Source organism: Persicirhabdus sediminis (genome assembly GCF_016595495.1).
In the GTDB taxonomy this organism is placed as follows: domain Bacteria; phylum Verrucomicrobiota; class Verrucomicrobiia; order Verrucomicrobiales; family Akkermansiaceae; genus Persicirhabdus; species Persicirhabdus sediminis.
This window is the reverse complement of the sequence record NZ_JAENIM010000042.1, coordinates 95,931-120,225: the sequence shown is the minus strand read 5'-3', so window position 1 is coordinate 120,225 and position 24,295 is coordinate 95,931. Positions and strand designations below refer to the sequence as shown.

At 50.2% G+C, this 24,295-nt stretch carries 25 protein-coding genes; 16 read left to right on the top strand and 9 right to left on the bottom strand.

Features of this window, described 5'->3' with window-relative positions; translation table 11 throughout:
* Positions 1-447 precede the first annotated feature (447 nt).
* The 3 genes from JIN82_RS12830 (at position 448) to JIN82_RS12820 (ending at position 2,921) form a co-directional block, all read left to right on the top strand.
* Complete coding sequence (locus JIN82_RS12830) at positions 448-1,347, top strand: aryl-sulfate sulfotransferase (RefSeq protein ID WP_200312050.1); 900 nt, start codon at positions 448-450, stop codon at positions 1,345-1,347.
* 286 nt (positions 1,348-1,633) lie between these two features.
* Positions 1,634-2,032: a type II secretion system protein gene (locus JIN82_RS12825; RefSeq protein WP_200312049.1), complete on the top strand. Its 399-nt coding sequence runs from the start codon at positions 1,634-1,636 to the stop codon at positions 2,030-2,032.
* A 391-nt stretch (positions 2,033-2,423) separates the two neighbouring features.
* A complete protein-coding gene (locus JIN82_RS12820) occupies positions 2,424-2,921 on the top strand; it encodes a type II secretion system protein (RefSeq protein ID WP_200312048.1) in 498 nt (165 codons plus the stop codon).
* A gap of 18 nt (positions 2,922-2,939) precedes the next feature.
* Here JIN82_RS12820 and JIN82_RS12815 read toward each other — a convergent pair whose 3' ends face one another.
* The 3 genes from JIN82_RS12815 to JIN82_RS12805 form a co-directional block, all read right to left on the bottom strand.
* Positions 2,940-3,854, bottom strand: a complete 915-nt coding sequence (locus JIN82_RS12815; protein ID WP_200312047.1) for a DUF6268 family outer membrane beta-barrel protein — start codon at positions 3,852-3,854, stop codon at positions 2,940-2,942.
* A gap of 153 nt (positions 3,855-4,007) precedes the next feature.
* A complete protein-coding gene (locus JIN82_RS12810; protein ID WP_200312046.1) occupies positions 4,008-5,054 on the bottom strand; it encodes a transporter in 1,047 nt (348 codons plus the stop codon).
* 213 nt (positions 5,055-5,267) lie between these two features.
* Positions 5,268-5,678, bottom strand: a complete 411-nt coding sequence (locus JIN82_RS12805) for a hypothetical protein (RefSeq protein WP_200312045.1) — start codon at positions 5,676-5,678, stop codon at positions 5,268-5,270.
* A 114-nt stretch (positions 5,679-5,792) separates the two neighbouring features.
* Between JIN82_RS12805 and JIN82_RS12800 the strand changes: the two genes are divergently transcribed.
* The 3 genes from JIN82_RS12800 to JIN82_RS12790 are packed head-to-tail and all read left to right on the top strand — an operon-like array spanning position 5,793 to position 8,302.
* The gene (locus tag JIN82_RS12800; protein ID WP_200312044.1) at positions 5,793-6,401 is read left to right on the top strand and encodes a nucleotide exchange factor GrpE; all 609 of its coding nucleotides are present in this window, start codon (positions 5,793-5,795) and stop codon (positions 6,399-6,401) included.
* 5 nt (positions 6,402-6,406) lie between these two features.
* Complete coding sequence (gene dnaJ, locus JIN82_RS12795; RefSeq protein ID WP_200312043.1) at positions 6,407-7,567, top strand: molecular chaperone DnaJ; 1,161 nt, start codon at positions 6,407-6,409, stop codon at positions 7,565-7,567.
* Between the two features lie 3 nt (positions 7,568-7,570).
* Entirely contained in the window at positions 7,571-8,302 is a 732-nt protein-coding gene (locus tag JIN82_RS12790) for a 16S rRNA (uracil(1498)-N(3))-methyltransferase (protein ID WP_200312042.1), read from the top strand.
* Between the two features lie 69 nt (positions 8,303-8,371).
* Here the strand turns inward: JIN82_RS12790 and JIN82_RS12785 are convergent, their stop codons facing one another.
* The gene (locus JIN82_RS12785) at positions 8,372-8,530 is read right to left on the bottom strand and encodes a hypothetical protein (protein WP_200312041.1); all 159 of its coding nucleotides are present in this window, start codon (positions 8,528-8,530) and stop codon (positions 8,372-8,374) included.
* Positions 8,531-8,555: 25 nt separating this feature from the next.
* Between JIN82_RS12785 and JIN82_RS12780 the strand changes: the two genes are divergently transcribed.
* From JIN82_RS12780 to JIN82_RS12760, 5 genes are all read left to right on the top strand, one after another.
* The gene (locus tag JIN82_RS12780; protein WP_234042001.1) at positions 8,556-10,736 is read left to right on the top strand and encodes a hypothetical protein; all 2,181 of its coding nucleotides are present in this window, start codon (positions 8,556-8,558) and stop codon (positions 10,734-10,736) included.
* A 243-nt stretch (positions 10,737-10,979) separates the two neighbouring features.
* Complete coding sequence (gene lacZ, locus JIN82_RS12775) at positions 10,980-14,156, top strand: beta-galactosidase, LacZ type (RefSeq protein WP_234042000.1); 3,177 nt, start codon at positions 10,980-10,982, stop codon at positions 14,154-14,156.
* 122 nt (positions 14,157-14,278) lie between these two features.
* Entirely contained in the window at positions 14,279-15,103 is an 825-nt protein-coding gene (locus tag JIN82_RS12770) for an SCO family protein (protein ID WP_200312038.1), read from the top strand.
* Between the two features lie 34 nt (positions 15,104-15,137).
* Positions 15,138-16,103: a hypothetical protein gene (locus JIN82_RS12765; protein ID WP_200312037.1), complete on the top strand. Its 966-nt coding sequence runs from the start codon at positions 15,138-15,140 to the stop codon at positions 16,101-16,103.
* Positions 16,104-16,161: 58 nt separating this feature from the next.
* Entirely contained in the window at positions 16,162-16,917 is a 756-nt protein-coding gene (locus tag JIN82_RS12760) for a phosphodiester glycosidase family protein (RefSeq protein ID WP_200312036.1), read from the top strand.
* 4 nt (positions 16,918-16,921) lie between these two features.
* Here JIN82_RS12760 and JIN82_RS12755 read toward each other — a convergent pair whose 3' ends face one another.
* The 3 genes from JIN82_RS12755 to JIN82_RS12745 form a co-directional block, all read right to left on the bottom strand.
* The gene (locus tag JIN82_RS12755; protein ID WP_200312035.1) at positions 16,922-17,773 is read right to left on the bottom strand and encodes a methylated-DNA--[protein]-cysteine S-methyltransferase; all 852 of its coding nucleotides are present in this window, start codon (positions 17,771-17,773) and stop codon (positions 16,922-16,924) included.
* A 126-nt stretch (positions 17,774-17,899) separates the two neighbouring features.
* The gene (locus JIN82_RS12750) at positions 17,900-18,217 is read right to left on the bottom strand and encodes a type II toxin-antitoxin system RelE/ParE family toxin (protein WP_200312034.1); all 318 of its coding nucleotides are present in this window, start codon (positions 18,215-18,217) and stop codon (positions 17,900-17,902) included.
* Complete coding sequence (locus JIN82_RS12745; protein WP_200312033.1) at positions 18,217-18,474, bottom strand: type II toxin-antitoxin system Phd/YefM family antitoxin; 258 nt, start codon at positions 18,472-18,474, stop codon at positions 18,217-18,219. The genes JIN82_RS12750 and JIN82_RS12745 overlap by 1 nt, the downstream gene beginning before the upstream one ends.
* 170 nt (positions 18,475-18,644) lie before the next feature.
* Here JIN82_RS12745 and gluQRS point away from each other — a divergent pair, with 170 nt between their 5' ends.
* Both gluQRS and JIN82_RS12735 read left to right on the top strand, forming a co-directional pair.
* On the top strand, positions 18,645-19,514 hold the full coding sequence (gene gluQRS / locus JIN82_RS12740) for a tRNA glutamyl-Q(34) synthetase GluQRS (RefSeq protein ID WP_200312032.1): 870 nt from the start codon (positions 18,645-18,647) through the stop codon (positions 19,512-19,514).
* Between the two features lie 96 nt (positions 19,515-19,610).
* Positions 19,611-20,591 carry a hypothetical protein gene (locus tag JIN82_RS12735; RefSeq protein WP_200312031.1) on the top strand — a complete coding sequence of 327 codons (981 nt, stop codon included), beginning with the start codon at positions 19,611-19,613 and terminating at the stop codon, positions 20,589-20,591.
* A 111-nt stretch (positions 20,592-20,702) separates the two neighbouring features.
* Here JIN82_RS12735 and JIN82_RS12730 read toward each other — a convergent pair whose 3' ends face one another.
* Positions 20,703-21,539, bottom strand: coding sequence for an ion transporter (locus JIN82_RS12730; RefSeq protein WP_325099511.1), 837 nt, complete (start codon positions 21,537-21,539; stop codon positions 20,703-20,705).
* A gap of 192 nt (positions 21,540-21,731) precedes the next feature.
* Between JIN82_RS12730 and rplM the strand changes: the two genes are divergently transcribed.
* The 3 genes from rplM to JIN82_RS12715 all read left to right on the top strand — a co-directional run bounded on the left by rplM (position 21,732) and on the right by JIN82_RS12715 (position 22,932).
* Positions 21,732-22,163 carry a 50S ribosomal protein L13 gene (gene rplM, locus JIN82_RS12725; RefSeq protein WP_200312030.1) on the top strand — a complete coding sequence of 144 codons (432 nt, stop codon included), beginning with the start codon at positions 21,732-21,734 and terminating at the stop codon, positions 22,161-22,163.
* A gap of 20 nt (positions 22,164-22,183) precedes the next feature.
* Positions 22,184-22,579: a 30S ribosomal protein S9 gene (rpsI, locus tag JIN82_RS12720; RefSeq protein WP_200312029.1), complete on the top strand. Its 396-nt coding sequence runs from the start codon at positions 22,184-22,186 to the stop codon at positions 22,577-22,579.
* A 170-nt stretch (positions 22,580-22,749) separates the two neighbouring features.
* Positions 22,750-22,932 carry a hypothetical protein gene (locus JIN82_RS12715; RefSeq protein ID WP_200312028.1) on the top strand — a complete coding sequence of 61 codons (183 nt, stop codon included), beginning with the start codon at positions 22,750-22,752 and terminating at the stop codon, positions 22,930-22,932.
* A 241-nt stretch (positions 22,933-23,173) separates the two neighbouring features.
* Here JIN82_RS12715 and JIN82_RS12710 read toward each other — a convergent pair whose 3' ends face one another.
* Positions 23,174-24,133: a carboxypeptidase-like regulatory domain-containing protein gene (locus JIN82_RS12710; protein WP_200312027.1), complete on the bottom strand. Its 960-nt coding sequence runs from the start codon at positions 24,131-24,133 to the stop codon at positions 23,174-23,176.
* Positions 24,134-24,295: the final 162 nt, after the last annotated feature.

Genomic DNA, 24,295 nt, shown 5'->3' with positions numbered 1-24,295 from the left:
GATATGGAGGTTTTTTTGAATCGCGAGTGCTTGCGGATGCCGTGCGTGTGGGTGCGGCTTTGCCTCTCTAGCTTGCTGATTTTACAAATGTGCCAGATAAGCTGGCGGAACAATACGCCAGCATTTCTTTCCAGCTGATAAATCAGTAAAAGGACGGTCATTTTGTGCATACCAAAGTGGGAAAATAGAAGGCGATCTCATGAACAATGGTGAGGCATGTCAGCACTTTGTTTTGTGAATACATTTTCGTAATCACTCAGGCCTGAAATTTGCTAAAAGGCTAAGTTTCAGGCGGGTGTGTGGATGCAGCTGGCAGCTAGATCATGGCTCGTTTGCCCACTTAGCGAGACTTCCGATTACCATTTAACTTATCCGAGCTTCCAAATGATATTTAATGTCGGATTCCGCGTGATTATTGACGAATAATAGGTAATTTCTGGTGGCGTTATGAAGACCTTATTAGGAATACTAGCTCTAGCTACCATTGGTGTAGCCGGAGCAGCCGAAGATTATGCTGGCAAGCTGCCAGCTGGCAGCGGATTTATTTTCTCCGTCCATGCAGGTGATCAGCGAGACGAGATTGCTGTATCTACTCCAGCTGGAGAAATTGTTTGGACCAATAAAGATAAGCTGGTTCACCCGCAGTTGTTTGAGCTGCAGGATGATGGCTCTGTGCTAGTGGGTACCCAGGATGGCGCTCATATGCTCGGCCTCGACGGTAAAAATATTTGGCAATACAAGGTGCCAAAAGATACGCAAAACTGCTTTGCGATGAAACTTGGTGACGATCGATTTTTGATCGGTAACGAGGGGCATTCTAAATTTGCCGAGATCAACTCAGCTGGCGAAGTCCTCAAGGAAACTTCGCTTCAGGGCATCGAGTTCAAAAAACACGGTCAGTTTCGTTATTGCTCGATCACTCCAGAAGGTAATTACTTAGTTCCTGTGTTGTTCATGAAAACACTGCGCGAGTATACCCCTGAAGGCGAAATTATTTCAGAGGTGAAGAATTTGCCATCCGTAACTCGTGGCGAGCGACTCGCCAATGGCCATACCCTCGTATCCTCACGCGGCAAACTGCAAGAATACGATAAAGACTGGAAAGTCGTTTGGGAGTTTTCCCTCTCTAAAGACGCCAAGATTAAAGATTGTCCGATTACTAGCTTTACCGTGCTTGACGGTGATAACTACTTGCTCGCGCTCTACCACAGCAGCGAGGAGCCAAACTTCATTGAGATCTCCCGCGACAAAAAAGTGGTACACAAGTGGACATTCCCACAGTACAAGCGTGTAGCCTTTGTTACTGTTGTGCCAGCGGCAAACCCATTGATGAAGTCACTTAAGTAATCTGTAGGTTTCTTAACTCATTTAATCGTCCAGCCGGAATTTTTTCCAGCTGGACGATTTTTTTTTGCGACCAAGGGGTGAACAACTTTTCATACAATGTTCGATGCTGTTAGCCCCCGTGGGGTAATGGATTGGTAATTATGGTTTTTCTAATGAGTTGATTGATAGTGTGTTGCGGCTGGCTTGAATGGGTGAAATGAGTTGCCAGAAATGGGTTGTCGTACTAATTCTTCCTCGACTTCATGCAAGTGTCTGTTTACTTTGCTTATACAACCCCTAAAACCATATGTATACCCCTCCTGTCCCCCCAACTGGTCGTGTAGCCCGCGGCATCACCTTGATTGAGCTTACCGTAGTTATTGTTGTAATGCTCACTTTGATCTCAGTTCTATTTATGGCTGGTCGCGCCTATAAAGAAGGTGCCGACCGCGCTAACTGTATCTTGAATATTCGAACCGTGCAGCAGTCTGTACGATCATGGCAAAATGTGAACAACGTCCCAGCTGATGGTGTGACCGCTATCGATGAAGATGAAGTTTATGGCGATGGTAAATTTTTGCCAGTGCGGCCAAGTTGCCCAGCTAATGGTAGCTACACCTTTGCGGTAGCTGTGCCCGTAGTTGGCAGCCTTGTAGTCGACTGCGATATCGACGGCCACGAACCTGAGGATTCCGTAGGCTGGTAACCGCCAAGATTTCATTCATGGGCTGGAGGAGCGCTACTGTCACGTGCGCTCCCACCGCCATTTCACTATATTTGTTCCCCTGTATTCTTCCTTCTCTACACCATCTATGAGCCAGCTGGCCAATCTTTATCTGTGTTTCAGATTGGTGAAAAGCTAGGTTTCATAACGAATTTAGTGCTTGTTTCACGAATTTGTCCAACTAGGTTTATATCTAGTTGGACGTTTGTTGCTTATATTTAAGCAGGTAATTTCTTCTCTATGAGCTGAGTAGAGCTTTGATTGTCAAACGTTTCACGAGGGTGTTAATTAAAACATTTTAACAAATGAGCTTAGCTGATGACACGTTTTCATCGATGAACTTTGAGTTAATTGTGATAAAAAAAGCGAATCGATGATGGGAAAGATAATGTTGTGGTTTCAAGCGAGAGAGACAGATAAATCAAAGCGAGCTAGCCAACGAGAAATGGGCGACGCTGAGGTAGATATGCCGCTGGGTAAATTCTCATCTTGCGGGGAGCTGGCAATGGCACGAGGAATGACATTGGTTGAGCTGACTGTTGTCATCTTGGTGATACTATCGCTGATTAGCGTATTGTTTATCAGCGGGGTCAAATATAAAGACGGAGCGGACCAGGCGAACTGCATCTTGAATATCCGTATGGTTCAGCAGGCGACACGCTCTTGGCAGAATGTGAATAACGTGCCAGCTGATGGTGAAACACCCATTGATGAGGATGCAATCTACGGCGACGGCAAGTATCTTCCATTCCGCCCAGTTTGCCCAAGTAATGGAAATTATACCTTTGAATCTATTGTGCCGCTACCAAATGATTCGGTTTTAACATGCGATATTGAGGGGCACGAACCAAACCGTACAACCAACTGGTAGCAGCTAGCTGGCGCGTGATTACCAAACGGCTACACGCAGGCCGGTGTAGACAAACCAGCCATTTTCGATGTCGTCTTCAAACACGGTATTGCCACCGCTAGCGGTTTCAATTTCCACTTCGTTGGCGAAGGTCAGGCCGCCCCACGCGGTCAGCCAGACGTGCTGGCTGAGGCGTCGCTCTACCAGCAAACCGCCTTGGAAGTTACTTTGTTTGATGTCGTAGCTGGCGCTGGTTTCTTTATCTTTGACGTTCCATACACCACCACCTGGGAGAACCATGGCGCGAATAATCCAGTCTTCATGGGGCTGCCACGCTGCGGTGAATACCGGCCCGCGCAGTGAGACATAAGTGCAATCACTTGGGCGCCATTCAAAACCAATTGCTGGTAAAAGCAGCTGGCCACCCAAGCGGCGCACGCTACCGGCGCCAATCAAAAGTGAGAAATCGTCATTCCAGCGGTATTTTGCGCCCACCAGTCCGTTGATGTAAAAATCATCGCCATTGACGTCTGAAAAGTCTGATGAAATGCCCGGTGTTGCGGTGGCGATGAATGACCATTTGCTGCCCGGCTGGTTATAGAAAAAGTTGAAGCTAAAGGCCAAGGTGTGCACGTTGACGTCATTCAGCGCATCAATGCCATCGAGGTCAAACCAGGTGCTTTCGTAGCGTAAAGTTGGTAGCAAACGCAGATTGTCAGTCAGTTGGACGGGTTTGTAGAGCGCGGTGCGCATGGTCAGGCGGGTATAGCTGATACGCGCGTCCGAGCTTTTGAAATCAGAATCCCCAGACCAACCAAACTGAAGGTAGGCAGATGGCGCATTCAGATCATCTCTTTTGAGGAAATATTCGTCCGCCATGCCAGTTGTATTTTCTACTTCGGCGGCGGCAAAACTTGGACAACAAAGGGTGAATATCAAAAGTGGGCGCTTCATGTAGACAAAATGTAGACAGTGATTGCTAGATGTCACGAATAAACGCATGAATTTAACAGTTAGTTGTCAGACGACTGTTTTCTAGCGAGACAAAAAAGCCCCAAGCAATTGTTTGGGGCTGAATGAGAAAAGAGGGTTTCTGGCTGGCTGAATTTACCAAGATTTTTTGATCCCCAGAGTGGTGAACCACTCGGATCCTAGCTGAGGTCCGTCTAGGTCTTGGTAGACAGGGCCACCAATTTCTAGCGCCAGTCTAGCTCTGTTGATTGGCAGCATGTAGTTGACACCGAGGGCGAGATCGAGGCGCTGGCCACCGCGCAGGTGAGTATCGGTAGCTGGAGTCATGCTCGGTGGTGCCATGTCCTGAGATTCACCATTCACATTGCCCCATGAGGAGGCAATCAGGCGGGTGGAAATAGAGGTTTTTTCGTTCACCAAGTACGCTGCCCACAGGCTTCCTTCAGCGCGGTTGCCGAGGTCGTAGCCATTGTCGTTGGAGCCCGTTCTGATGGTGGCGGTGAGCTGAGCACCGTAGGACCATTTATCGTAGAGCTGCACCCAAGTGGCGGTAGGTTTGATGTCCCATGTGCCAGATCCCAGCTGCATGGTGTAGGGCACGTGCAGTCCGTTGTCTAAGGTTTCGTCGATGCTGCCAGTGGGCATAGAAAGCCCGAGACCAAGCACGAGGCGGGCATTTTTTTCAGCGTAGGCCTGATAGAGGGCAGAAATGGTGGTATCGCCCACACCTGACACTGACGAGCTGGATGTGGTGGCTGGCATGCCCATCATGCCGCGCATGGTCATATTCATCTCGCTGTCTTTGTAGTTGGCCATCAGCCCGAGCGTGAAGCTGTCAGTGAGTGAGTACATGAGGCCGATCATGTGCATTTGCATGTCCATGTCGGTGGGTGTCATCATGTAGTTTTCCAGCACTTCGCTATCGGAAATCTGTGAGCTGCCGTCGTAGCTGCGCTGCATGCTCATGTACATGTATCGGTAGGAGGCCATCAAAGTGCCTTTGTTGTGCACGTGGTCTGCCATTACGCCGATAGGGGCATGGTAGTCTGGGCGTGCGTGTGTGCCGCATGGGCAATGAGTCGCGCATGAGCTTTCTTTGGCGACTTGGCTGACAGTTTCTCCGGCAAATGAGCTGGCTGCAGTGGCAATGATAGTGGTGGTGATAAGTGAAAATTGTTTCATCGTGTTGTAAGATTCTTGATCAATAGTTGGCCTGTAGAAGTGACAGGCGGCAATCGTAGCGGACTAGCCGCAAAGGGGGGGAGGACGGGCACATTGAGCCCGCAAGTGAGATGCGCTGGAAATTCCAGCAAATCCACTAGCTAGCTGACGCAGGCGATGGAGCCAGCTGCCGCTAGGATGAATGCACGCATGGACAAATCATGCGTATGGTGATCAAGAATTCACCTGTGGCGGTGGTGAGATAGGTGTGCTGATGAAACCCGCTGGGGTGAGCGGTTGCCATAGCTCCAGCTTGAGCTGGCGATGTGGTGGTGGGGAAACTTGCATGGCGCGTGTCATCTCAGATGGGGTACAAAAACCAGCCAGCTGGAAGACTTCGCTGCGTACCGAAATCGGTTGCTGTTCGTCTTTTTCCACCTTGGCCGCTTTGATTTGCAAACAAAGCGCACAGGGGTGCTCGCCATTGAAGGTGGAGTCGATAGCGAGCTCGATGCCGCGGTCACTGCGGTCCGCAAGCATCTGCGTCCACGCCCAACATTGGGCGATCAACAAGTGCGCATCGAGTACGCCTAGGATCGCTAGTAGGGTGCAAAATTTACCAAAATGCTGGGTGAGTGCAGGCAAAGCAAATGTTTAGGTGCTAAAATTGCATCGCTTTGTCAAGCGGTCCGATTGATTTGATGATATTTTGGAAGCTCTGCAGTTGACCTCTCGCTCATGCTGGCTATGAGTTGCGCCATGCAAGAGAACACATCTGAAACTGCAAAAGAGAATGAGGAGCTTGTAGATGATCTTCCAGCTGAGAACGAAGAGGCTCAGGAGACCACCGAGCAAGCCGCTGCAGCTGAAGAGCTCGACCCATGGGAGCAGCTGGAGCAAGAAGCCGCACAATGGAAAGATAAAGCGGTTCGCGCCACGGCTGAGCTGGAAAACTTCCGCAAGCGTATGGCTCGCGAAAAGCAAGATGCAGTACGCTACGGCAACATGCGCCTGCTTGAAGAATTGCTGCCAGTTCTTGATAATTTCAACATGGGCATGATGGCTGCCGAAAAAGAGCAGGGATCCATGCTCTACATGGGCATGAACATGGTGCTGCAACAAATTGAAAGTTTCCTCGCCAGCCAGAACGTCGAAGAAATCGTCGTCGCTGATGGTGCTGAGTTTGATCCAAAAATCCACGAAGGTCTGCTGCAAGAAGCTAGCGACAGCGTGGAAAAAGGCCACATCATCCGCACCGTGCGCAAGGGATACAAAGTGGGCGAGCGCCTGCTGCGCCCAACGAACGTAGCGGTCTCCACTGGCCCTGCTGAAGAATCCCCAGCTGAAGACACAGAGAAAAGCGAATAATCATCATGTCCAACAACAGAGATTTTTACGAAGTGCTGGGCGTGTCCCGCGATGCCAGCGCTGCTGAAATGAAAAAAGCCTACCGCAAGCTTGCGGTGAAATTTCACCCCGACAAAAACCCGGGTGATGCTGAGGCTGAAGAGAAATTTAAAGAGCTGAGCCACGCCTACGAGGTGCTCAGTGATGAAGACAAGCGCGCAGCTTACGATCGCTACGGTCACGATGCCTTTGAAAATGGTGGCGGCGGCGGTGGTCGCGGCGGCTTTGGTGGTTTCCACGATGCCTCAGACATCTTCTCACAAGTATTCGGCGGCGCCTTTGGTGGCGGCGGTGGATTTGAAGACATCTTTGGTGGTGGACGCCAGCGCCGACCTGATGGCCGCAAGCCAGGCAGCGATCTGCGCTACGACCTCGAGATTTCTCTAGAAGAAGCTGCCGAGGGTGTGGAAAAAGAGCTCGAGCTGGAAAAACTCGAACCTTGCAAAACTTGTAAAACCACTGGTTCCAAGAGCAATAAAGGCAGCAAGCCGTGTACGAGCTGTGGCGGATCTGGCGTAGTTACTCGCCAAGCTGGCATCTTTGTCCAGCAGACCACCTGCCCAGAGTGTCACGGAGCTGGCCAAGTGATCAGCGATCCATGTTCTGACTGTCACGGTGACGGTCGCCGCGAGCAGTCATCACGCATCAAAATCCGCATTCCAGCTGGCGTAAGCTCAGGCACACGCCTGCGTTCTACCGGCAATGGTGATGCAGGCATGCGCGGAGGTCATTCTGGTGATCTGTACGTATTCATCCACGTCAAGCAGCACGAGGTATTTGACCGCGAAGGACCAAACCTCTACTGCGAGCTGCCAGTGCCATTTGCTACTGCAGCGCTCGGTGGTGAGCTGGAAGTGCCTACACTTTCTGGCAAGGCATCCATCAAGATTCCAGCTGGCACCCAAGGTGGTACGGTTTTCCGCCTGCGTGGCCGCGGCATCACTGATCTGGGATCATCTGTCAAAGGTGATCTCAACGTAGAAGTTCAGATTGAAGTGCCAATCAAACTCAACTCTGAGCAGAAAAAGAAACTCACTGAGTTCTCTGAATCTACTGGCCAGAAGAACAACCCAATTCAAGAATCCTTCTTTGAAAAAGCGAAGCGATTCTTCACCGACGCAGAATAAGTTGTGAACCGTTATTACATCTGCCCAGCTGACTGGAATGAGGCCAATCTCGCCATCCGTGGTGAGGAGGCCAAACATTGTGTGCGCGTGATGCGCACCCAAGTCGGTCAGCAGGTAGAGGTATTTGATGGTGAGGGAAAATGCGCGGTGTGTACTGTGCTGAAAACCTCGAAAAGTGAAGTCGCCCTGCAGCTCGACCAGCTGCGGGATGACCCACAACCCGCATCAGAAATGGTGCTTTACCAAGCGGTGCCGAAGTCTGGCAACATGGAGTTGATTGTGCAAAAAGCCGTTGAACTCGGCGTTGCCAGCATCCAGCCGCTGATCACTGAGCACACCGTGGCGCGCGCCGATGCCATTGCTAAAAAACAGGCCAAGTGGCAGCGCATCGCCCTAGAAGCGTGCAAACAATGCGGGCAAAACCGCCTGCCTCAAATATTGCCCACGCTCGGGTTTGCCAGCTGGCTGGCCGAGCACCAAGCTGGCGAACTTGAAATCATCGCCGCCATCTCAGACCAATCACAGCCGCTCAAACAAGTGGTGGAAGCGTGGTCTGGTAAAGGAAAAGTAGCTATCCTCGTCGGCCCTGAAGGCGATTTTTCCAGCCACGAATATGCAGCTGCTTTTGCTGCAGGTTTCACTCCCATCAGCCTGGGAGAAATTATTTTACGTGTGGAGACAGCCACCATGTTCTGTCTCTCCGTTGTCAGAAATGAACAGCTGAGTCGAGCTTAGTCGTTGGCTAGTAAGAGATTGTCGAGATTGACGCTAGATTTGATCAAATTAAATGTCGCGCATTGTTGATTAAACCGTTTTTGCTAGATGATTGAAAACGCTTGTTTCCTGAGGGTTCTTTGGTACACCTGTAGTACACAAAACATCCCCCAAGAACGCATTTACACCTTTGCCGATCCCAGCGACAAGATGTAATACCCCTACAACCATCATTTCCATATCACTCATGGCGATGCTGGCTTTTTTTGCGCCCGTGTTTGCATGGCAGCCAGGACCAGGAAATGCATCTGCTGTGAGCGGATTTACCGTCGATACCACCAGCCGCAATGATGTAGCGAGTTTCTACCACAGCGTGTACGCCGAGTCTGAAGCCTACAAAACACGCAGTAACGATTGGTACGGTGGCAGCTACAGCGGCAATAACCACGGCTCTACCACACAGGCACTCAAAGATGACGTGCAGCGCCGGGTGAACTTTTACCGCGCCATGGCTGGTGTGCCAGCTAACATTGATTTCTCCAGTACCCATACCGTGGCTGGCAGTGATGCCGATACCTTCTATCCAGGAGCCGCCACTACCAAACAAGCCGCCGCCCAGCGCGCCGCATTTATGATGTCGGCGGGCAACAATACGAGTCACAACCCATCTTCGAGTTGGCCAAAGTTCACTTTCGCTGGTTGGAATGGCGCCCAATATAGTAACCTGTCTGTTGGTTTGTATGGGCCTGGTGCTATGGACGCCTACATGAGGGAGAATGATCCTGATTCTTTGGCAACCTTTGATGCTTCAGCTGGCCACCGACGCTGGATCTTATATACTAGAGCAACCACCATGGCGACAGGCGATACCATTGACAGCGTGGAAGGCTCAGTTTTGAGGTATGCCGCTAATGCATTATATATTTTCCAACGCCAAGAGGAGAAACTTGATGTTAGTCAACAATTTGTTCCATGGCCTAATCAAGGGTATTTTCCTGATAAACTAGTCCCAACTCATTGGTCGCTGGGTCGTTGGGGAGCCGATTTCTCTGCCGCTGCGGTCTCAGTGACAGATCAGGACGGCAATCCAATGTCTCTGACCATTACTGATGCGGATCCAAATGTTTTCAAAGGAGATAATAGCATCGTTTGGAAACTTGATGGTGTCAGTAACTCAGTAGCGGAAGATGCCGAATATCACGTTACCGTTTCTAATATATTAATAGGGGGAGTGGCTGAGGCCTACAGCTACAAGGTTACAGTGTTTAATGTCGACGGGTTGGGTGAAGATCAATCATTAGCGGGTACCCAAATTCCACCAGTCAGTGGCGCGAGATACACATTTGAGTCAGTTGATGATGCTGAGGAGCACGAATTCCAAGTGACCCAAATTGGAGCTTTGTCACAGACATGGAACGCTGAGGGTGGTTCCACTGTAAATTTATGGGACGGCACAGGCTCTGAATATACGCTTACCTCGAACTGGTTAGCTGCGAACGGGAGTAGGTCCTATCGGCTCGGATTTAGCCGCTACAGTCGTAATTCGGAGATGTTTGGTTTTGAAAGAACCATGATTCCGCAGAGTGGCGCGACCTTATCATTCAAATTACGTCGCGCTTACATGATGCCGACCGCGGTATTATCAGTAGAAATTTCCGCTGGATACGCGAAATGGGAGTCGATCGCCGATTATGCGGGTAGCTCTGAGTATATTGAAGCTACTAGGCAGTGGACCATCACCGATGGCTCGTTTATTCAGAGATCGGTGGCCATTCCAGTGGAGTATATAGGAGAGCCAGTTTTAATCCGCTTCAGGATTCATAAGACCGAGAGTTTCTGTTTCCCTGCAGAGACAGCAAACATCAATGGCGCTTTTCTTGATAATATCAGCCTTAGCAACAGCAAGCAGCTGGTTCCTCAGGGAACAACCTCATATTCAGGAGACGCCTCAGTTGTCAGCTTTGATAGTTCTTCAGCTGGTGGCAGCTTGCAGGACGGCGTGCAGTACATCTTGCGCAAACGCACTCGCATGGGCAATTACTGGTACCCATACGGGCCGATGCTCACCGTGGTGCCTGATGGCGCGCTTGTTGGCTGGGAAGCATGGAAAGAAGCTGATTTTTCAGGCATTGATAGTTTCAGCGACGACGACGACGGTGACGGCCTGGGCAACGGTCTGGAGTTTGCTTTAGGCCTAGATCCCACCAATGCATTTGATACCGGCACGGTTCTGAAACCATACGTCGAAGACGGTTATTTGGTTCTCGAGTCGCCATTTTCGGGGAACCTAGCCACCATGGGCGTGGAGCTCCGGGGGCAATATTCTCAAGACCTAGAGCTGTGGGCAAATTCAGGTGTCGCCGAAGTGGTGGATGGCAAAATCCGCATTAAAGTAGATTTGGATCTGGATGCGCGCTTTTTCCGCTGGAAAGTGGATGTGCTAGCTACGCCATAGTGCTTGTTGATTGCTGGCTAGATGTTTGTGAGGGTAGCGGCTGTTTTTTGTCTGATAGTGTTAGAAGTTAGATGCCATTTCTAATGATATCGTATTGTTTCTAGCTGTGGTTTGAGCCTATTTCGATGTAGCCTTCAGCAGCTCGCAGATGGCAAGATGACGGTTTGCGTTTATCTTTAGCTGCGACTAAAGGGGCAACGGAAAGGAAATATGATGGCTAAAATTCACTGTTATACATTGATCATGAGCATCGTGCTGAGCATAAATGCTTGGGCGCAAGCGTGGAACGATCTGAACATTTTACAGCAAAATCGTCAGCCTGCGCGTGCCAGCATGATGGTTTTCCCAGATGCTAAAGCCGCGGCCAGCGGGCAGTATGAAAACTCCGCATGGCATATGAGCCTGAATGGTGAGTGGAAGTTCCATTGGGCAAAAAATCCAGCTGAGCGGCCAATGGCATTCTATCAAGAAACGTATGACGATAGCCAGTGGGGCAAAATTCCCGTGCCATCTAACTGGCAGATGCACGGTTTTGGTACGCCGATCTATACCAACATTAAATATCCTTTCAAAAAAGATCCACCAAATGCACCCGTGGAATATAACCCGGTCGGGTCATATCGTACGCATTTTGGTATTCCTAGCACCTGGCAGGGGCGGCAAACATTCATCGTTTTTGATGGTGTAGATTCAGCATTTTACCTGTGGGTTAATGGTAAAATTGTTGGTTATAGCCAGGGGAGTCGCACACCCGCAGAGTTCGATCTAACGCCATATCTGCGTGAGGGCGAAAATTCTCTAGCGGTTGAAGTTTACCGCTGGTCCGATGGATCTTACCTTGAAGATCAAGATTTCTGGAGGCTCAGCGGCATCTACCGCAATGTCTATCTGTGGAGCCGCAATCCATCACACGTGCGCGATTATTCTGTGCAAACTCAGCTAGATGAAAACTATGAAAATGCCACATTGAAGGTGGATTTAGAAATGGTCCAGCCAGCTGGAATGGTGAAGTTAGAACTGCTGGATCCAGCTGGAAATGTGCTTGTCACTGCGCAGGCTGAGGCAGCTGAATCTATCCAGCTAGAAATGCAGGTGGAGGCACCAGAGAAGTGGAATCCAGAATCGCCAATACTCTATCAGTTGATGATCAGCCACTGCGATGATGAGGGGCGTGTGCTCAGCGTGATCCCGCAGAAAGTGGGTTTCCGCCAAGTGGAAATCAAAGACGGTCGCTTCTGCCTAAATGGCAAAGACATTCTCATCAAAGGCGTCAACCGCCACGAGCATCACCCAGATACGGGGCATGTGATAGACCGTGAATCGATGGTGCGCGATATCCAGCTACTTAAGGAAAATAACTTTAATGCGGTGCGCACAAGCCATTACCCTAACGTGCGTGAATGGTATGAACTTTGCGACGAATACGGCATCATCCTATGGAACGAGGCTAACATTGAAAGCCATGGCATGGGCTATGGTGCGCAAAGTCTAGCCAAAGACCCAGCGTGGCAAGCGGCTCATTTAGATAGAATCGAGCGCATGGTTGAGCGGGATAAAAACCACCCGAGTGTAGTCGTTTGGTCGATGGGCAATGAAGCTGGTGACGGGGTGAATTTCCGTGCTGCTTATGAATGGATCAAACAAAAGGATCCTAGCCGGCCTATCCACTACGAGCGTGCTCTGGCTGAGAATGGTTTTGAGAATACCGACATCGTTAACAAGATGTACTCAACGCCAGAAAAGATAGAGAGCTATCTGCAGAGCGGGCTGAAGAAACCCTACATCATCTGTGAGTACATGCACGCGATGGGAAATTCTAACGGTGGAGCTGACGCCTACTGGGATGTTTTCTATCAAGATAACCTCGTGCAAGGTGGTTTTGTTTGGGATTGGATGGACCAAGGGATTCGCCAGCCAGTTCCAGACGAGCACCGTGATAAAGTTGGCAAAGGTGCTGTGAATGAGAGCTTTTTTGCATACGGTGGCTGGTTTGAGGAAAAAGAAAATATCCACCACGATGGCAATTTTTGCATGAATGGCCTGCTAGACTCGGCGCAAAAACCACACCCTGGCATGCAGGCGATGAAGTACCTTCAGCGCAACGTTCATGTGGAGTTAGTTGATAAAGAAACTGGGACATTTCTTATTACCAACTGGTTTGATTTTAGTCAGCTAGACGAGCTGGTTTATGGCAGCTGGAACATGCAAGCCAATGGGCGAATCGTCGCTGAAGGTTTGCTCGATCAGCTAGATATACCAGCAGGGGAGTCGCGCGAAATCACTATCCCAGACGCGATTGTCGAGCAAGAAGGTGGACTCGAGTATTACCTAACATTCGAGTTTCATGCCAAGGTGGATTACCATCCGCTAGTGAGTAATGCTCATTTGTTAGCGTGGGAGCAAATTTACATGACCGATGCTACCGTGCAGTACATCCGCGGCGGTAAAGAAGAGGCTGGAGGACGCCAGTTAGGAACTGAAGACTCAACGAGCAGCATCAAAGTAATGGGGGAAGAGTTTGCCATTACCTTTGACAAAGCAAGCGGCACGATCAGCTCATACACATATAAGGACGAAGTTGTTTTCACCGCTGGTGGCCAACTAGATCTAGCGCGCGCCTTGGTAGACAATGAAAGCCGTCAGAGTGATCAGATCAGCCCGCTATGGGCGCAGGCTGGCCCAAGCGCGGTGGTTGATAAGATAGAGTTAGAACGACTGGATGATAAAATCCAAGTGCGTGTGGAGTGGACGATGCCAGCAGTGCGTGCAGGCGCTTCAGCTGCCTATACCATCAATAAACTAGGCTCTGTGTTAGTGGAAATGCATTACGACTTTGGCCACACGCCAGAGGCCATTCGTCAGCTCTCACGCGTCGGCTCGCTGTGGATGCTAGCACCTGAGTATCAACAGATGGCTTGGTTCGGTCGCGCTGGGGAAACGTACACGGATAGAAATTTCTCACTGGTGGGATTGTTTAGCGGATCGGTCGCTGAGCAATGGACGGATTATTCCAAACCACAAGAGAATGGTAACAAAACGGCGGTCCGTTGGCTGAGCATGACCAAGGCCGATGGGCGAGGTGTATTGATTGAGGGGAATGGGCAGCACCTCAGTGTGACGGCTAGAAATTACAGCCAGGAGCAAATGAGCCAGTCCGATTATACATTCCAGATGGATTATTCGGACGAGATTTTCCTCAACCTTGATTTTGCCCAAGCTGGTGTAGGTGGCATTGATTCTTGGGGCTCGATGATTTTGAAAGAATACCAACTGCGCGGTGAAGCCTATCACCTGAGCTATCGTATCAGCCCGATCGAGCAAGCTGTGGAGAACTGGAGAGCCAAACCACTAGCGCGTTCTGGGGCCGAGCTAGAAGTGATGGCGGTGCCAGATCAGGGGAAATTCCAGCTAGTTGATTAGGTTGTTAGCTAGACCTATCGGCTCAGAGCGATTTTGCTCTGAGCTGTTTAATTGCTTGAGTCGAATGATTGATATTCGTTATAAAGCGGGCTGTGAGAGCTGGATGGATCGTATCAATCGCTGTGGCCTGCACCTTTGTAGGTAATCTTCTCGCCGCCGAGCAGCTGCGGGCGCGTGTACTGGCAAAAGGTGAAAGCCGGCTGCTCAAGGTGGCGGTGCTAGAGCCAGGAGGCAAGCTGGCTAAAGGGCAAGTGACGGATGTCAAAGTGAGTTATGCTGACTACGCAATGGGATATGTAGGTCGCGAGATTCGTGCTGAGGCATCGCATTACGATTCTAGCTGGCATCTGAAGAAAGTCTTTCCGCTAGACGGGCCATTGGCTGAGCAAGCGAATCAAGATAACGAATCATTGAATAAGCTAGCTAACGAGCGGCTGACATTAACCACCTTAGGCGTTGGTGATAGTGTGCCCGAGTTTGGCGCGATTGATCAGCGTGGCAATTATCGGCTAATCTCGCAGCTGAAAGGGAGGCCGTATATGCTTAATTTCATCTTTACGCGCTGTGCTGCGCCGACGATGTGTCCGCAGTCGACCCGCAAAATGGCGGAACTCCAAGATAGCTGGCGCGAGCAAAAAGCTGGCCAGCTGGACATCGTGACCGTGACATTTGATCCCGAGTATGACTCGCCTAGCATCATGGCCGCATACGCTCAGGCATACAAAATTGAAGAGCCAAATTACCATTTTATGACGTGGACTAACGAGCAGTTAGTCGACGACTTGCGCTTTCTGTTTGGTATTCTAGCAATGAAGGAAAATGGCACCATTAACCATACACTAACAACTTTGCTAGTCGATGCTGACGGCAAGATTGCCTACCTCGAAGAAGGGCCAGATTGGTCGGTCGATCAGTTTATTGCTGAGGCTAAAAAATTACAAAAATAGCGCTGTGATCGACATGAATGTGGCCAATCTTTTCATGACAAAACAGTGGGCTATCGCCTGCGCCAGCCTGATAGCCTCGTTTAATGTGGCCACCGCTGAGTATGCGGACACGGGAGATGCTGGCGAACCCGCCTCGGCAGCTGAAGCAGTTAAGCAGTTGGTGGATGGCTTGGGCAATGCTCAAGGCGAGGTGCTCTGGCAGGCATTTCCAGCTAATTATCAAGCTGACATTAACCACTTTGTTAGGAGTTTTGCTGGGCAGATGGACGCCGAGGCCTATGACGAGATGTTCCGATTGTTAGCACGCTTGGAAGTGGTGATTGCTGAGCAAGAAACATTCATTCTGAATTCTAAGTTAGGAGATCAATCAGCTGAGCGAAAAAAACAGCTGGCCGAGCTCTTGCCTCGGGTACGCCGGCTGTTACATACATTGAATCAAAGCGAACTAACTAGCCTTGAGAAGTTGGCTGAGTTTGATGGCGCCACGGTGAGCGCTGGCACATTGTCGCTGCTGTTACAGGATATCGATGCGCTAGCTGAGTTTTTGGGTATCGAGTCTCTATCTGAACGGCTGGCCAAAGTGAAAGTGCAGTCGGCGAGCAATACAAATGCGAAGGATCCAGCTGGAAATACGCTAACGACGTTGACGATGACTGGCCTACTGAGTGACTCAGCTCAGACGATTTCATTCACTCAGCTAGATGGTCATTGGCTGCCTAGCAAAATGGTCGCTGGCTGGCAGCAAGAATTCAAAAATGCTCACGGTCACTTAGAAACGATGCCAGAAGAGATGGTGCCGCTGATGAAACCACGCATCATGATTAGCTTCAGGATGTTTAATGGTCTGTTTAATAACATGGAGGCAGCTAGCTCTCAGGAGAAGTTTGATAAATCAGCTCGCGGTTTGTTAGTGCCGCTGCGCAATCTCACGAAAGTGCGCGAGACATTCATCTTGTGCACGCTGCCCAAGCCAGCTGGCGCTGCTCCAGCGAAGCCATAGAGTGGAGGGTTGGTAGATAGTGTTTGCCGCACTATCTATGGGGTGTTAGGATGCTGGGATGAAGGGAATTTTGTCATGCCTGTGTCTCAGTTGCTCGTTTTCCTTAGCTGTTGAGCTGGAAGAAGTTGTTTTCAAGGAGGTCGAATATCAGGTGCTAACTGTTCCACCCGCTGATGTTGATCTGTTCTGGAAAAATAATGATGGGCAGATCATGCGCCAGTTTTCGCAAGTATTTAAGCTGGCTGATAGGCCAGAGCGACAAGTGGCCTTCATGATGAATGGAGGCATTTACGAGCCGGGCGGAGTGCCTTCTGGGCTGATGGTACAGTGTGGCAAGTTGATGCGGCCACTGAATTTATCTGCAGGGAAGGGGAATTTCTATCTCAAGCCTAACGGCGTGTTCCTCATTGGGGCTGATGGCGCTAAGGTGGTGAATGCGCAAGCTTATGTAAAATATAAAGATGGCGTTCGCTGTGCGGTGCAGTCGGGGCCGTTGTTGCTAGAGAGCGGCAAAATCCATGCAAAGTTTCGTGCTGAATCAAGTTCGCGTTTATTGCGCAATGGCGTAGGTGTGAATGCCGCTGGTGATGTGGTGTTTGCGATCACCAAGCGCCATAGCGAGCAGTTGCCTAACTTGTACGAATTTGCCGAGTTTTTCAAAAGCCGTGGCTGTGATCATGCGTTGTTTTTGGATGGTGATATTTCTCAATTGTACGGTCGCGATGAGCTAGCCAAACCCAACAATAACTTCGGCTCTATCATCGTGGTCTACGAATCCAATCAGCTGGAAGAAGCCAAGGCTGCTAGTGACTAACATGTCATTCAGTTGGCGGGCAGGTTTCGTAGGCGATCATCGCTTGTTTGCGCTCTGGCTGCCACCGGTAGCCGCCAATGGCGCCGGATTGCTGGATGACGCGGTGGCAGGGGATGAGGTAGCTGATAGGGTTGCGACCGATGGCGGTGCCGACCGCTCTAGCGGCTTTTGGATTGCCGATGGCGGAGGCAATTTCTCCGTAGCTGGCGAGCTGGCCAGCGGGGATGGTGAGCAGCGCACGCCAGACTTTGAGCTGCAGCGCGGTGCCTTTGACGTAGGCTTGTAGTGGTTTGTTAGGATGTGGCTGGTCGAGCTGGCTGGCTGGTTTGGCTAGAAAGATTTGTTTGGCTAGCTTGCTGGCGAGTTGTTGGTCTAGCTGGAACTGCGCTCGTGGCCAGCTGGCTTGGGCTTCGGCGAGTGCGTCGACCATTTCCCCCTGCGAATAAAACCCGAGGTGGCAGATGCCGCGGTGGTTTTGGCAAATCAACGCGTGACCAAATGGCGTGAGTGCGCTGCCGTAGCGAATCGTCCAGCCAGCGCCCGCGGATTTGATTTCTCCTGGGGTGGCGGCTTCGATAGTTAGGCAGAGGTCGTGCAGCCGGCTGGGGCCAGAGAGCCCGAGGTCGAGCGAGGTCTGCAAGACTGGCTGGCCAGATTCTAGCAGCCGCCTAGCGTGTTGGTGATTGAGGCATTGGAGAAAGCCCTTTGGGGTGATGCCTGCCCACTCGGAGAACAGGCGGTGGAAATGAAACTCACTGAGCCCAGCAACTGTAGCCATTTCTTTCAGAGATGGTTGTTGGTCGCGGTGCTGGCCTAGCCAGAGGATGAGCCGCTCGATGAGCGCGTAGTGGTTCATGCGCCTAGCTTAGCACAGGCGCGGTGGCCAACCACCCGATTCTTGCGCTCAGCTGCGATGGAAAATTCCAGCTGGGGTAGCTATTTGCAGCGGTTCTAGAACTATAGCCTTCCCCCCAAAGATCCTCTAAAGAGATTGTGGGGGATGTCCTTCTCGTGCGGCATGTCTGATGTCGAGGGCGATCACATCGCTCTCTTTAACTGTAAAAATAACCCTGTATTTATATCTGCCCCTGCCGAATACCAGCTGGCGCAACTCGATGGCGTGGTCTTCGTTTTCTCTGGCGTAGGGGTGGGATTCAGGAAAATAGTCCAATTTCATCACCTTGGCCTCAACTTCAGCTAGCCACGAAATAGCACGTTGTGCATTATCAGCCGCAATGTAATCGCCCATTTCCTGCAAGCTCGTCGCAAACCTCTTGGTGAGCAGAACCCTGTATTTCATTACTTATAGCGTTCTTTGAGCGAAGCAAATACCTCGGCTGCTGGCTCAACTCTGCCAGCTTCCATGTCGGCAATGCTTTCCTTGAGCCTTTGATCTTGGAGATCTTCGATGGTATTTTCCATCCTGTTATATTCTTCAACCGAGAGAATGACAGCGACTTGTCGGCCCTTCTTTTCAATAGTTACAGGCTCTTGGCGGGCAAGATCTAGTAGCTTGCCAAAACGATTTGATGCTTCTGTAGCTGCGATAGTTTCCATGATTTGCGGGTTATCCCTATTTTAGCTAAAATAGGGAGTTGGTCAAATTCTATTCAAACCAGCTGATTTATGATTTCGTGTTGGCCAAGGCACGCTGGCTAGTGGCTGAGCTGATGACTTGCTGAATTTCGTGGGTTGCGCTGGCTGGCTGGATTTTCTATGCATGGGGCATGCGCACACGCTTTGCTCCATCACCAACGGGATATTTGCACCTCGGTCATGCCTATGCGGCTATGGTGGCGCAGAAGGTGGCGGTGGATGGCGGTGGTGAGTTTTTGCTGCGCTATGAGGACATCGACCGTACGCGTGTGCGTGAGCCGTACTACGAGGCGATAGAAGAGGACCTCAGCTGGCTGGGGTGCAACTGGCAGCGTGAGCCAGCGCCGATGCGTCAGCTAGACCGTCTGGGCGAATACGGCGCGGCATTGGACCAGCTCAAGGAGCTAGGTGTGGTGTATCCGTGTTTTTGCACCCGCAAGGAGATCCAGCTGGAAGTGGCGGCGATGGGCAATGCGCCACACGGCCCTGAGGGCGTCCATTACCCAGGTATCTGCAAGCGGCTAGCTGCGGATGTGGTGGCGGAGAAATTGGCCGCTGGCGACGAGCATTGCTGGCGGCTGGATATTGAAAAAGTAAAATCTAGCTGGCTGGCTGATGGCGAACTGAGTTTCACCGACCTGCGCTACGGAGTGGTGGTGGTGCAGCCGGATTTGCTAGGTGATGTGGTGCTGGCGCGCAAAGACATTGCCACCTCGTACCATCTGGCTGTGGTGGTGGATGATGCTGCCCAGCGGATCACTCATGTCACCCGCGGTGAGGACCTGATGGCATCGACCCACGTGCACCGGATTTTACAACATCTTCTCCAGCTAGCTGAGCCGGTGTACCTGCACCACGCGCTGGTGGTGGATGAAAATGGCAAGCGGCTGGCCAAACGTGACGAATCAAAAAGCCTACGCAGCCTGCGTGACTCCGGCGTGAAGCCAGCTGAGCTGGTCGACCAACTGTGGCGAGATTTCCCGCTGGGTATTTCTAGCTAGGTTAATTTCTAGCTAGGTTTTGTGGTGTGGCTGGTGGCGTGCTTGGAGTTAAGATGATTCTTGACGCCATGGTGTGCTCTGCTCAGTTTGTTAGCTATGTTTTCTTCGAGGATTGTAACGGTGGTGTTAGCTGTTTTGTTGATGTCGCTAGCTAGCACTTTTGCTAAAGAGAGTTCTGGCAAATGGACAAAAGAGTCGATGGCTAGGCGCACCATGCAAATGGTGGATTATTTCAAAGAAGACTTCCGCAAACGACAGGCAAACCTGCGGGAGGTTGGGGTGAATGTTGAGCTTAATTATGAATATTTTAAGCCGCCACTGGATAGAAAACAGGAGCGCGAGCAAGAGAAGTTTTTAGAAGGGCGGCTGAGTAGCAAAAGCCATGAAGAGCACGCTCAGGCCTATATGAAAGACCTCAAGCGGGTGCACGAGATGTTATTGCAGGCGGAGGCGCCACACGCTGACAAGAAGATGCCTGATCGCAGCCATCTCAAAGCACAGGTGGTTGATGAAGAAGTTTTTGGCATGCCCATCCAGGCGCGCCGGCTAGGGCTGGTGGTGGATAATAGCCCGAGCATGGAAAAGTATATTGAGGAGGTGAAAGAGGAAATCTATCAACATTTCCCTGCAGTCTATTACTTTGAGGTGAGTGGCTGTCGGCTGGGTGCAAATTATTATTCGAGCTATGTGTGGAGTGAAAATGGCCGCAGCCCGAGCAGCGGGATAAATGATGCGGAGTGGTTTTTCTCAGATCCTAATTTGGTAGCCTATCCATTCAGTCCAGCAATTCACTGCAAGAATTTCCCGATTGAAAAAGTTTACCTGTCCTATGTTTGTAACCAGCGAGACTGCCTATCTCTGATCAAAGCGTTAATTCTGAATTACCAAGCGGACTCGATTTATTGGTTCTGCGACCTCGATGACGATATGAGCGAGAGTAGCTTGAAAGAGCTCCACAAGCTGCTGACTGAGCATAAGGTGAAGCTTTACCTGCATAGCGTTCGCAGGTCGCCTAGCGCTATATTGACTAAAGTAGCTGAGGCCTCAGGTGGAGCAGTCATTCGTAAACGGCTGTGAAGATGAGGCCGAGCTGGCTAGATCATGCGGCTGGCTCAGCGAAGTGAGATCTTGCATCTGTGACAGCGCTTTCTCGGCAGGACTCGCTGGCTGGCTTTATGGCGGAGGAGTTTAATCCAGCTTCTCACCGCAGCGGCGGCAGAATTTGGCATCGATGAGGTGGCCGTGGACGCCGCAGCTTGGGCAGGCATCTGTGGTTTCATCTTGTTTGTGGGCATTGATCATCTCGCTGGTGACGATGCCGGTGGGCACGGCAATGATGGCGTAACCGGTCAATATAAGTAGGGTGGTGAAAATTTTCCCTAAGGCAGTGACGGCGGTGATGTCGCCATAGCCGACGGTGGTGATGGAGACGATGGCGTAATAGACGCTGATGGGGATGCTGGTGAACTTGGTGTCTTCAACACCACTTTCTATAAAATAAATGATGGTGCCGGCGACGATGGAGAGCAGCAGCACGGAGGTGAAGAATACGGTGATCTTAGGTGCCGCCGAGCGCAGGCCTCTCATCAGCGTATTGGCGCCGCGGATGTGGTGGACCATTTTCATCACCCGGAACATGCGCAGTAGACGCAAAACGCGGATCACGGCAAAGCTGCTGTGGGTAGGATCCAGCAGCGCTAGATAGGTAGGCAGGCAGGAAAGTAGGTCAACAACGCCATAAAAACTAAAAATATATCGAGACGGACGGCGCACCAGCCAGATGCGCAATGCGTACTCAAGAGTGAAAGCAATGGTGAAAAACCACTCCAGCCCGTGGATCAGGGTGGAATATTTTGCATTTATCGAGGGGATGCTTTCTAGCATCACGGTGAGCACGCTGAAACCGATGAGCCACATCAAAATGACGTCGAATGCCCTGCCAGCTGGTGTTTCTGCTTCAAAAACAATTTCCCACAAGCGTTGCTTGATTGGCGTGTTGGCTTCGGGGTCGGGTGCTTGATTCACGATTGATAGAATGATCTAGGCTTGAAAAAATGTCAATTCAGTGAATATTTTGCGTCCGCGGGGCGGAAAATGGAATTTTTTTAAAAAACTACCTGAGATTTGCATTGACAGATCACAGATCGGTTCCTAGTTTGCCCGCCCTTTCCCCGCCCAGGGGGTTTTATAAACTGGGCGACAATCTAAGGAGAACACATGAAGACTTTTTCAGCAAAAGCTCAAGACGTAGAGCGTAAGTGGTATGTGATCGACGCTGCCGATAAGGTAGTCGGTCAGGTAGCTGTACAGGCAGCAACTCTTTTACGCGGTAAGCATAAGCCAATTTTCACAAGCCACGTTGACTGTGGTGACTATGTAGTCATCATCAACGCGGACAAGGCTATCTTCACTGGTAACAAAGAGACTGATAAGATCTACACTCGTTACACAGGGTATGTAGGTAACCAAAAGGTAGAAACTCCAAAGAAAGTTCGTGCGCGTAAGCCAGAACTTATCCTTGAGCGTGCTATCAAAGGCATGATTCCTCACAACAAGTTGGGCAAAGTTCAGTACAGCAAACTTAAAGTTTACTGTGGCGCTGAGCACGCACACGAGGCACAGAATCCAGAAGTTTTCGAAATCGCCTAACCTAAACTATTTTAATTATCATGAGCGAAGCAACTATCCTCAGCGCAACAGGTCGTCGTAAGACTGCTGTAGCCCGCGTATGGCTTACAGAAGGATCTGGCAAGATCACTATCAATAAGCGCAACTTCGAAGATTACGTAGGTACTGTAACTCTTCAAAACCTCATTCTTGAGCCATTCCAGCACGCTAAGCTGGTAAACAAGTACGACGTTAAAGTCGTATCAAGTGGTGGCGGTATCAACGGTCAAGTTGGTGCTATCCGTCTCGGCATCGCACGTGCACTCTGCCAGCACGACCCTGAGCTCCGTGGCCCACTCAAAGAAGCTGGTCTTCTTCGTCGTGACCCACGTCAGAAAGAGCGTAAGAAGTTTGGTCAGCCAGGTGCTCGTAAGCGCTTCCAGTTCTCCAAGCGTTAATCTGCGACATCCGCAACATTTCGAAAAGCGTGTCTTCTTCCACTGGGAGGCACGCTTTTTTTTTGTTTGTTAAGAAACAAGTTAGGGTTTCTTAACAAAATTTTACTTATAATGCCGGCCTGCAAGTGCGCATCGCAGGGGGCCAGCTCGGTGCTTAGTTGCTAGCCGATGTGGAAACAGCAGTTGGCTGGATGGGCGTGATTGGTGCCCTCGGGGAAAACTCGGAAAAACCCGAAATTACAGAGCGTAAATTGGGTGTAGATCCTTTATTTATGAGGGTTCGTGGGTTTATTGAAGAAAAAATGCCTGACATCATCTGGCTTGTTGCCTGCGCTTGCAGCAGTATCTTGTAGAATTGCTGACTCGTTGGCCCCGCGGATGAGGAAGTGGAATCTCCAGCTAGCTAGATGGGCGGGATTGGAGCCCACGGGGAAAACCCGGAAAAACCCGAAATTTTAGAGCGGGAATTGGGTGAGGATCCTTTATTTATAAGGGTTTGTGGATTTTCCTAATAAAAAATGCCTGACATCATTTGTCATGCTTTTGGGGGGAGCGAGCTCATTGTAGCTGAAAAATGTACGAGATTTTTCTTAACTAAGGTTTACGGATGCCCCGTGGTTTTTCGATATAGAGGTTTTTGCTAGAATCAAATTCCACATTTCTATCATTTACTGTTGGATTGTAATAATAGGTAAACCTGATGAATGACACACCTTTGCGTTTAGATTTTACGGAACCATAAAACTCGATATCACTCATCTTGCCGTAATTCGCTTGGATCAAGTTGCCTTGTTCATCCGCCATAGTTCGCAGGCGCAAGCCCCATAGCCTGTCTTGTTGGAAATCGATGCTTTGAACGTTAATACCTCTTTCATCCTGAACGATTTCATTGACCCAATTGAAGCTCGGGACCCAATTGCCATCATGGACTTCATATGGCCCTTTAAAAGCGCTATGAGTGTTATCTTCAGGGAACTCAATCAATGCATCCAGTTCCCCTCCATTCATCTCGACGAGTAGAGTAGCATCAAAATCATATTTGGCAGAATCTGGCTTCTGCACCGTGAAAGTTAGGTCGGCAACTTTGCCTTCCCCATGAGGTGCGACCCAATCTCCGACTAAAAGGTCAATGCTCATTGGCTTATTCAATTCTACAAAGTATCCCTCAAACCGCTTCTTATGCATGGGAATGGGATTTTTTTTCTTCTTCAAAACTACCTCTACTAAGTTTTCGCTGACTTCCCATTTCCCACTGACAGGTTTGCTACGCGGCTTCGCTACTGTTACCTCATAGTAACCGTCCTTTTTAACATCTAGCCCGTACTCAGTACTCAAAGAGTGAACAGAGACAGTTGCTCGCCCCGTCGCATCTGTTAACTTGTTGGTTTTGTCATAAACGTTTTGTGCAAATCCTCCTCCTAGATTTGGCTTACTTCCTATCACACCAGCGAGAGCAACGTTTGCTGCCTCAATGACTTGACCATCTTCGTCTACAACCTGTACATTTACTTCTAATTTAGGAGCAGCCGCTTTACAGGAAACCATCATTTGCATGCCTAGAGCTAGCATCGCGAAGGCGACGAAGTTATGCTTTTTCCTAACTATCATAAACAGTTTTTAATCCTCTAGCTCTAGCTTCTTTTGTCAATAAACTTGTCGCGAGTCTGTTGGGTCGGGTGTGATGCGCCTAACGATTCCCTACCAGCTTCATGGATG

Coding starts and splice junctions, on each gene's coding strand:
- JIN82_RS12710 (WP_200312027.1), bottom strand. CDS start 24,133: ATGCAAATGATGGTTTCCTGTAAAGCGGCTGCTCCTAAATTAGAAGTA.
- JIN82_RS12735 (WP_200312031.1), top strand. CDS start 19,611: ATGTTTTCTTCGAGGATTGTAACGGTGGTGTTAGCTGTTTTGTTGATG.
- lacZ (WP_234042000.1), top strand. CDS start 10,980: ATGAGCATCGTGCTGAGCATAAATGCTTGGGCGCAAGCGTGGAACGAT.
- JIN82_RS12820 (WP_200312048.1), top strand. CDS start 2,424: ATGATGGGAAAGATAATGTTGTGGTTTCAAGCGAGAGAGACAGATAAA.
- dnaJ (WP_200312043.1), top strand. CDS start 6,407: ATGTCCAACAACAGAGATTTTTACGAAGTGCTGGGCGTGTCCCGCGAT.
- gluQRS (WP_200312032.1), top strand. CDS start 18,645: ATGCGCACACGCTTTGCTCCATCACCAACGGGATATTTGCACCTCGGT.
- JIN82_RS12745 (WP_200312033.1), bottom strand. CDS start 18,474: ATGGAAACTATCGCAGCTACAGAAGCATCAAATCGTTTTGGCAAGCTA.
- JIN82_RS12755 (WP_200312035.1), bottom strand. CDS start 17,773: ATGAACCACTACGCGCTCATCGAGCGGCTCATCCTCTGGCTAGGCCAG.
- JIN82_RS12810 (WP_200312046.1), bottom strand. CDS start 5,054: ATGAAACAATTTTCACTTATCACCACCACTATCATTGCCACTGCAGCC.
- JIN82_RS12750 (WP_200312034.1), bottom strand. CDS start 18,217: ATGAAATACAGGGTTCTGCTCACCAAGAGGTTTGCGACGAGCTTGCAG.
- JIN82_RS12765 (WP_200312037.1), top strand. CDS start 15,138: ATGACAAAACAGTGGGCTATCGCCTGCGCCAGCCTGATAGCCTCGTTT.
- JIN82_RS12815 (WP_200312047.1), bottom strand. CDS start 3,854: ATGAAGCGCCCACTTTTGATATTCACCCTTTGTTGTCCAAGTTTTGCC.
- JIN82_RS12830 (WP_200312050.1), top strand. CDS start 448: ATGAAGACCTTATTAGGAATACTAGCTCTAGCTACCATTGGTGTAGCC.
- JIN82_RS12800 (WP_200312044.1), top strand. CDS start 5,793: ATGCAAGAGAACACATCTGAAACTGCAAAAGAGAATGAGGAGCTTGTA.
- JIN82_RS12760 (WP_200312036.1), top strand. CDS start 16,162: ATGAAGGGAATTTTGTCATGCCTGTGTCTCAGTTGCTCGTTTTCCTTA.
- JIN82_RS12785 (WP_200312041.1), bottom strand. CDS start 8,530: ATGAGTGATATGGAAATGATGGTTGTAGGGGTATTACATCTTGTCGCT.
- rplM (WP_200312030.1), top strand. CDS start 21,732: ATGAAGACTTTTTCAGCAAAAGCTCAAGACGTAGAGCGTAAGTGGTAT.
- JIN82_RS12825 (WP_200312049.1), top strand. CDS start 1,634: ATGTATACCCCTCCTGTCCCCCCAACTGGTCGTGTAGCCCGCGGCATC.
- rpsI (WP_200312029.1), top strand. CDS start 22,184: ATGAGCGAAGCAACTATCCTCAGCGCAACAGGTCGTCGTAAGACTGCT.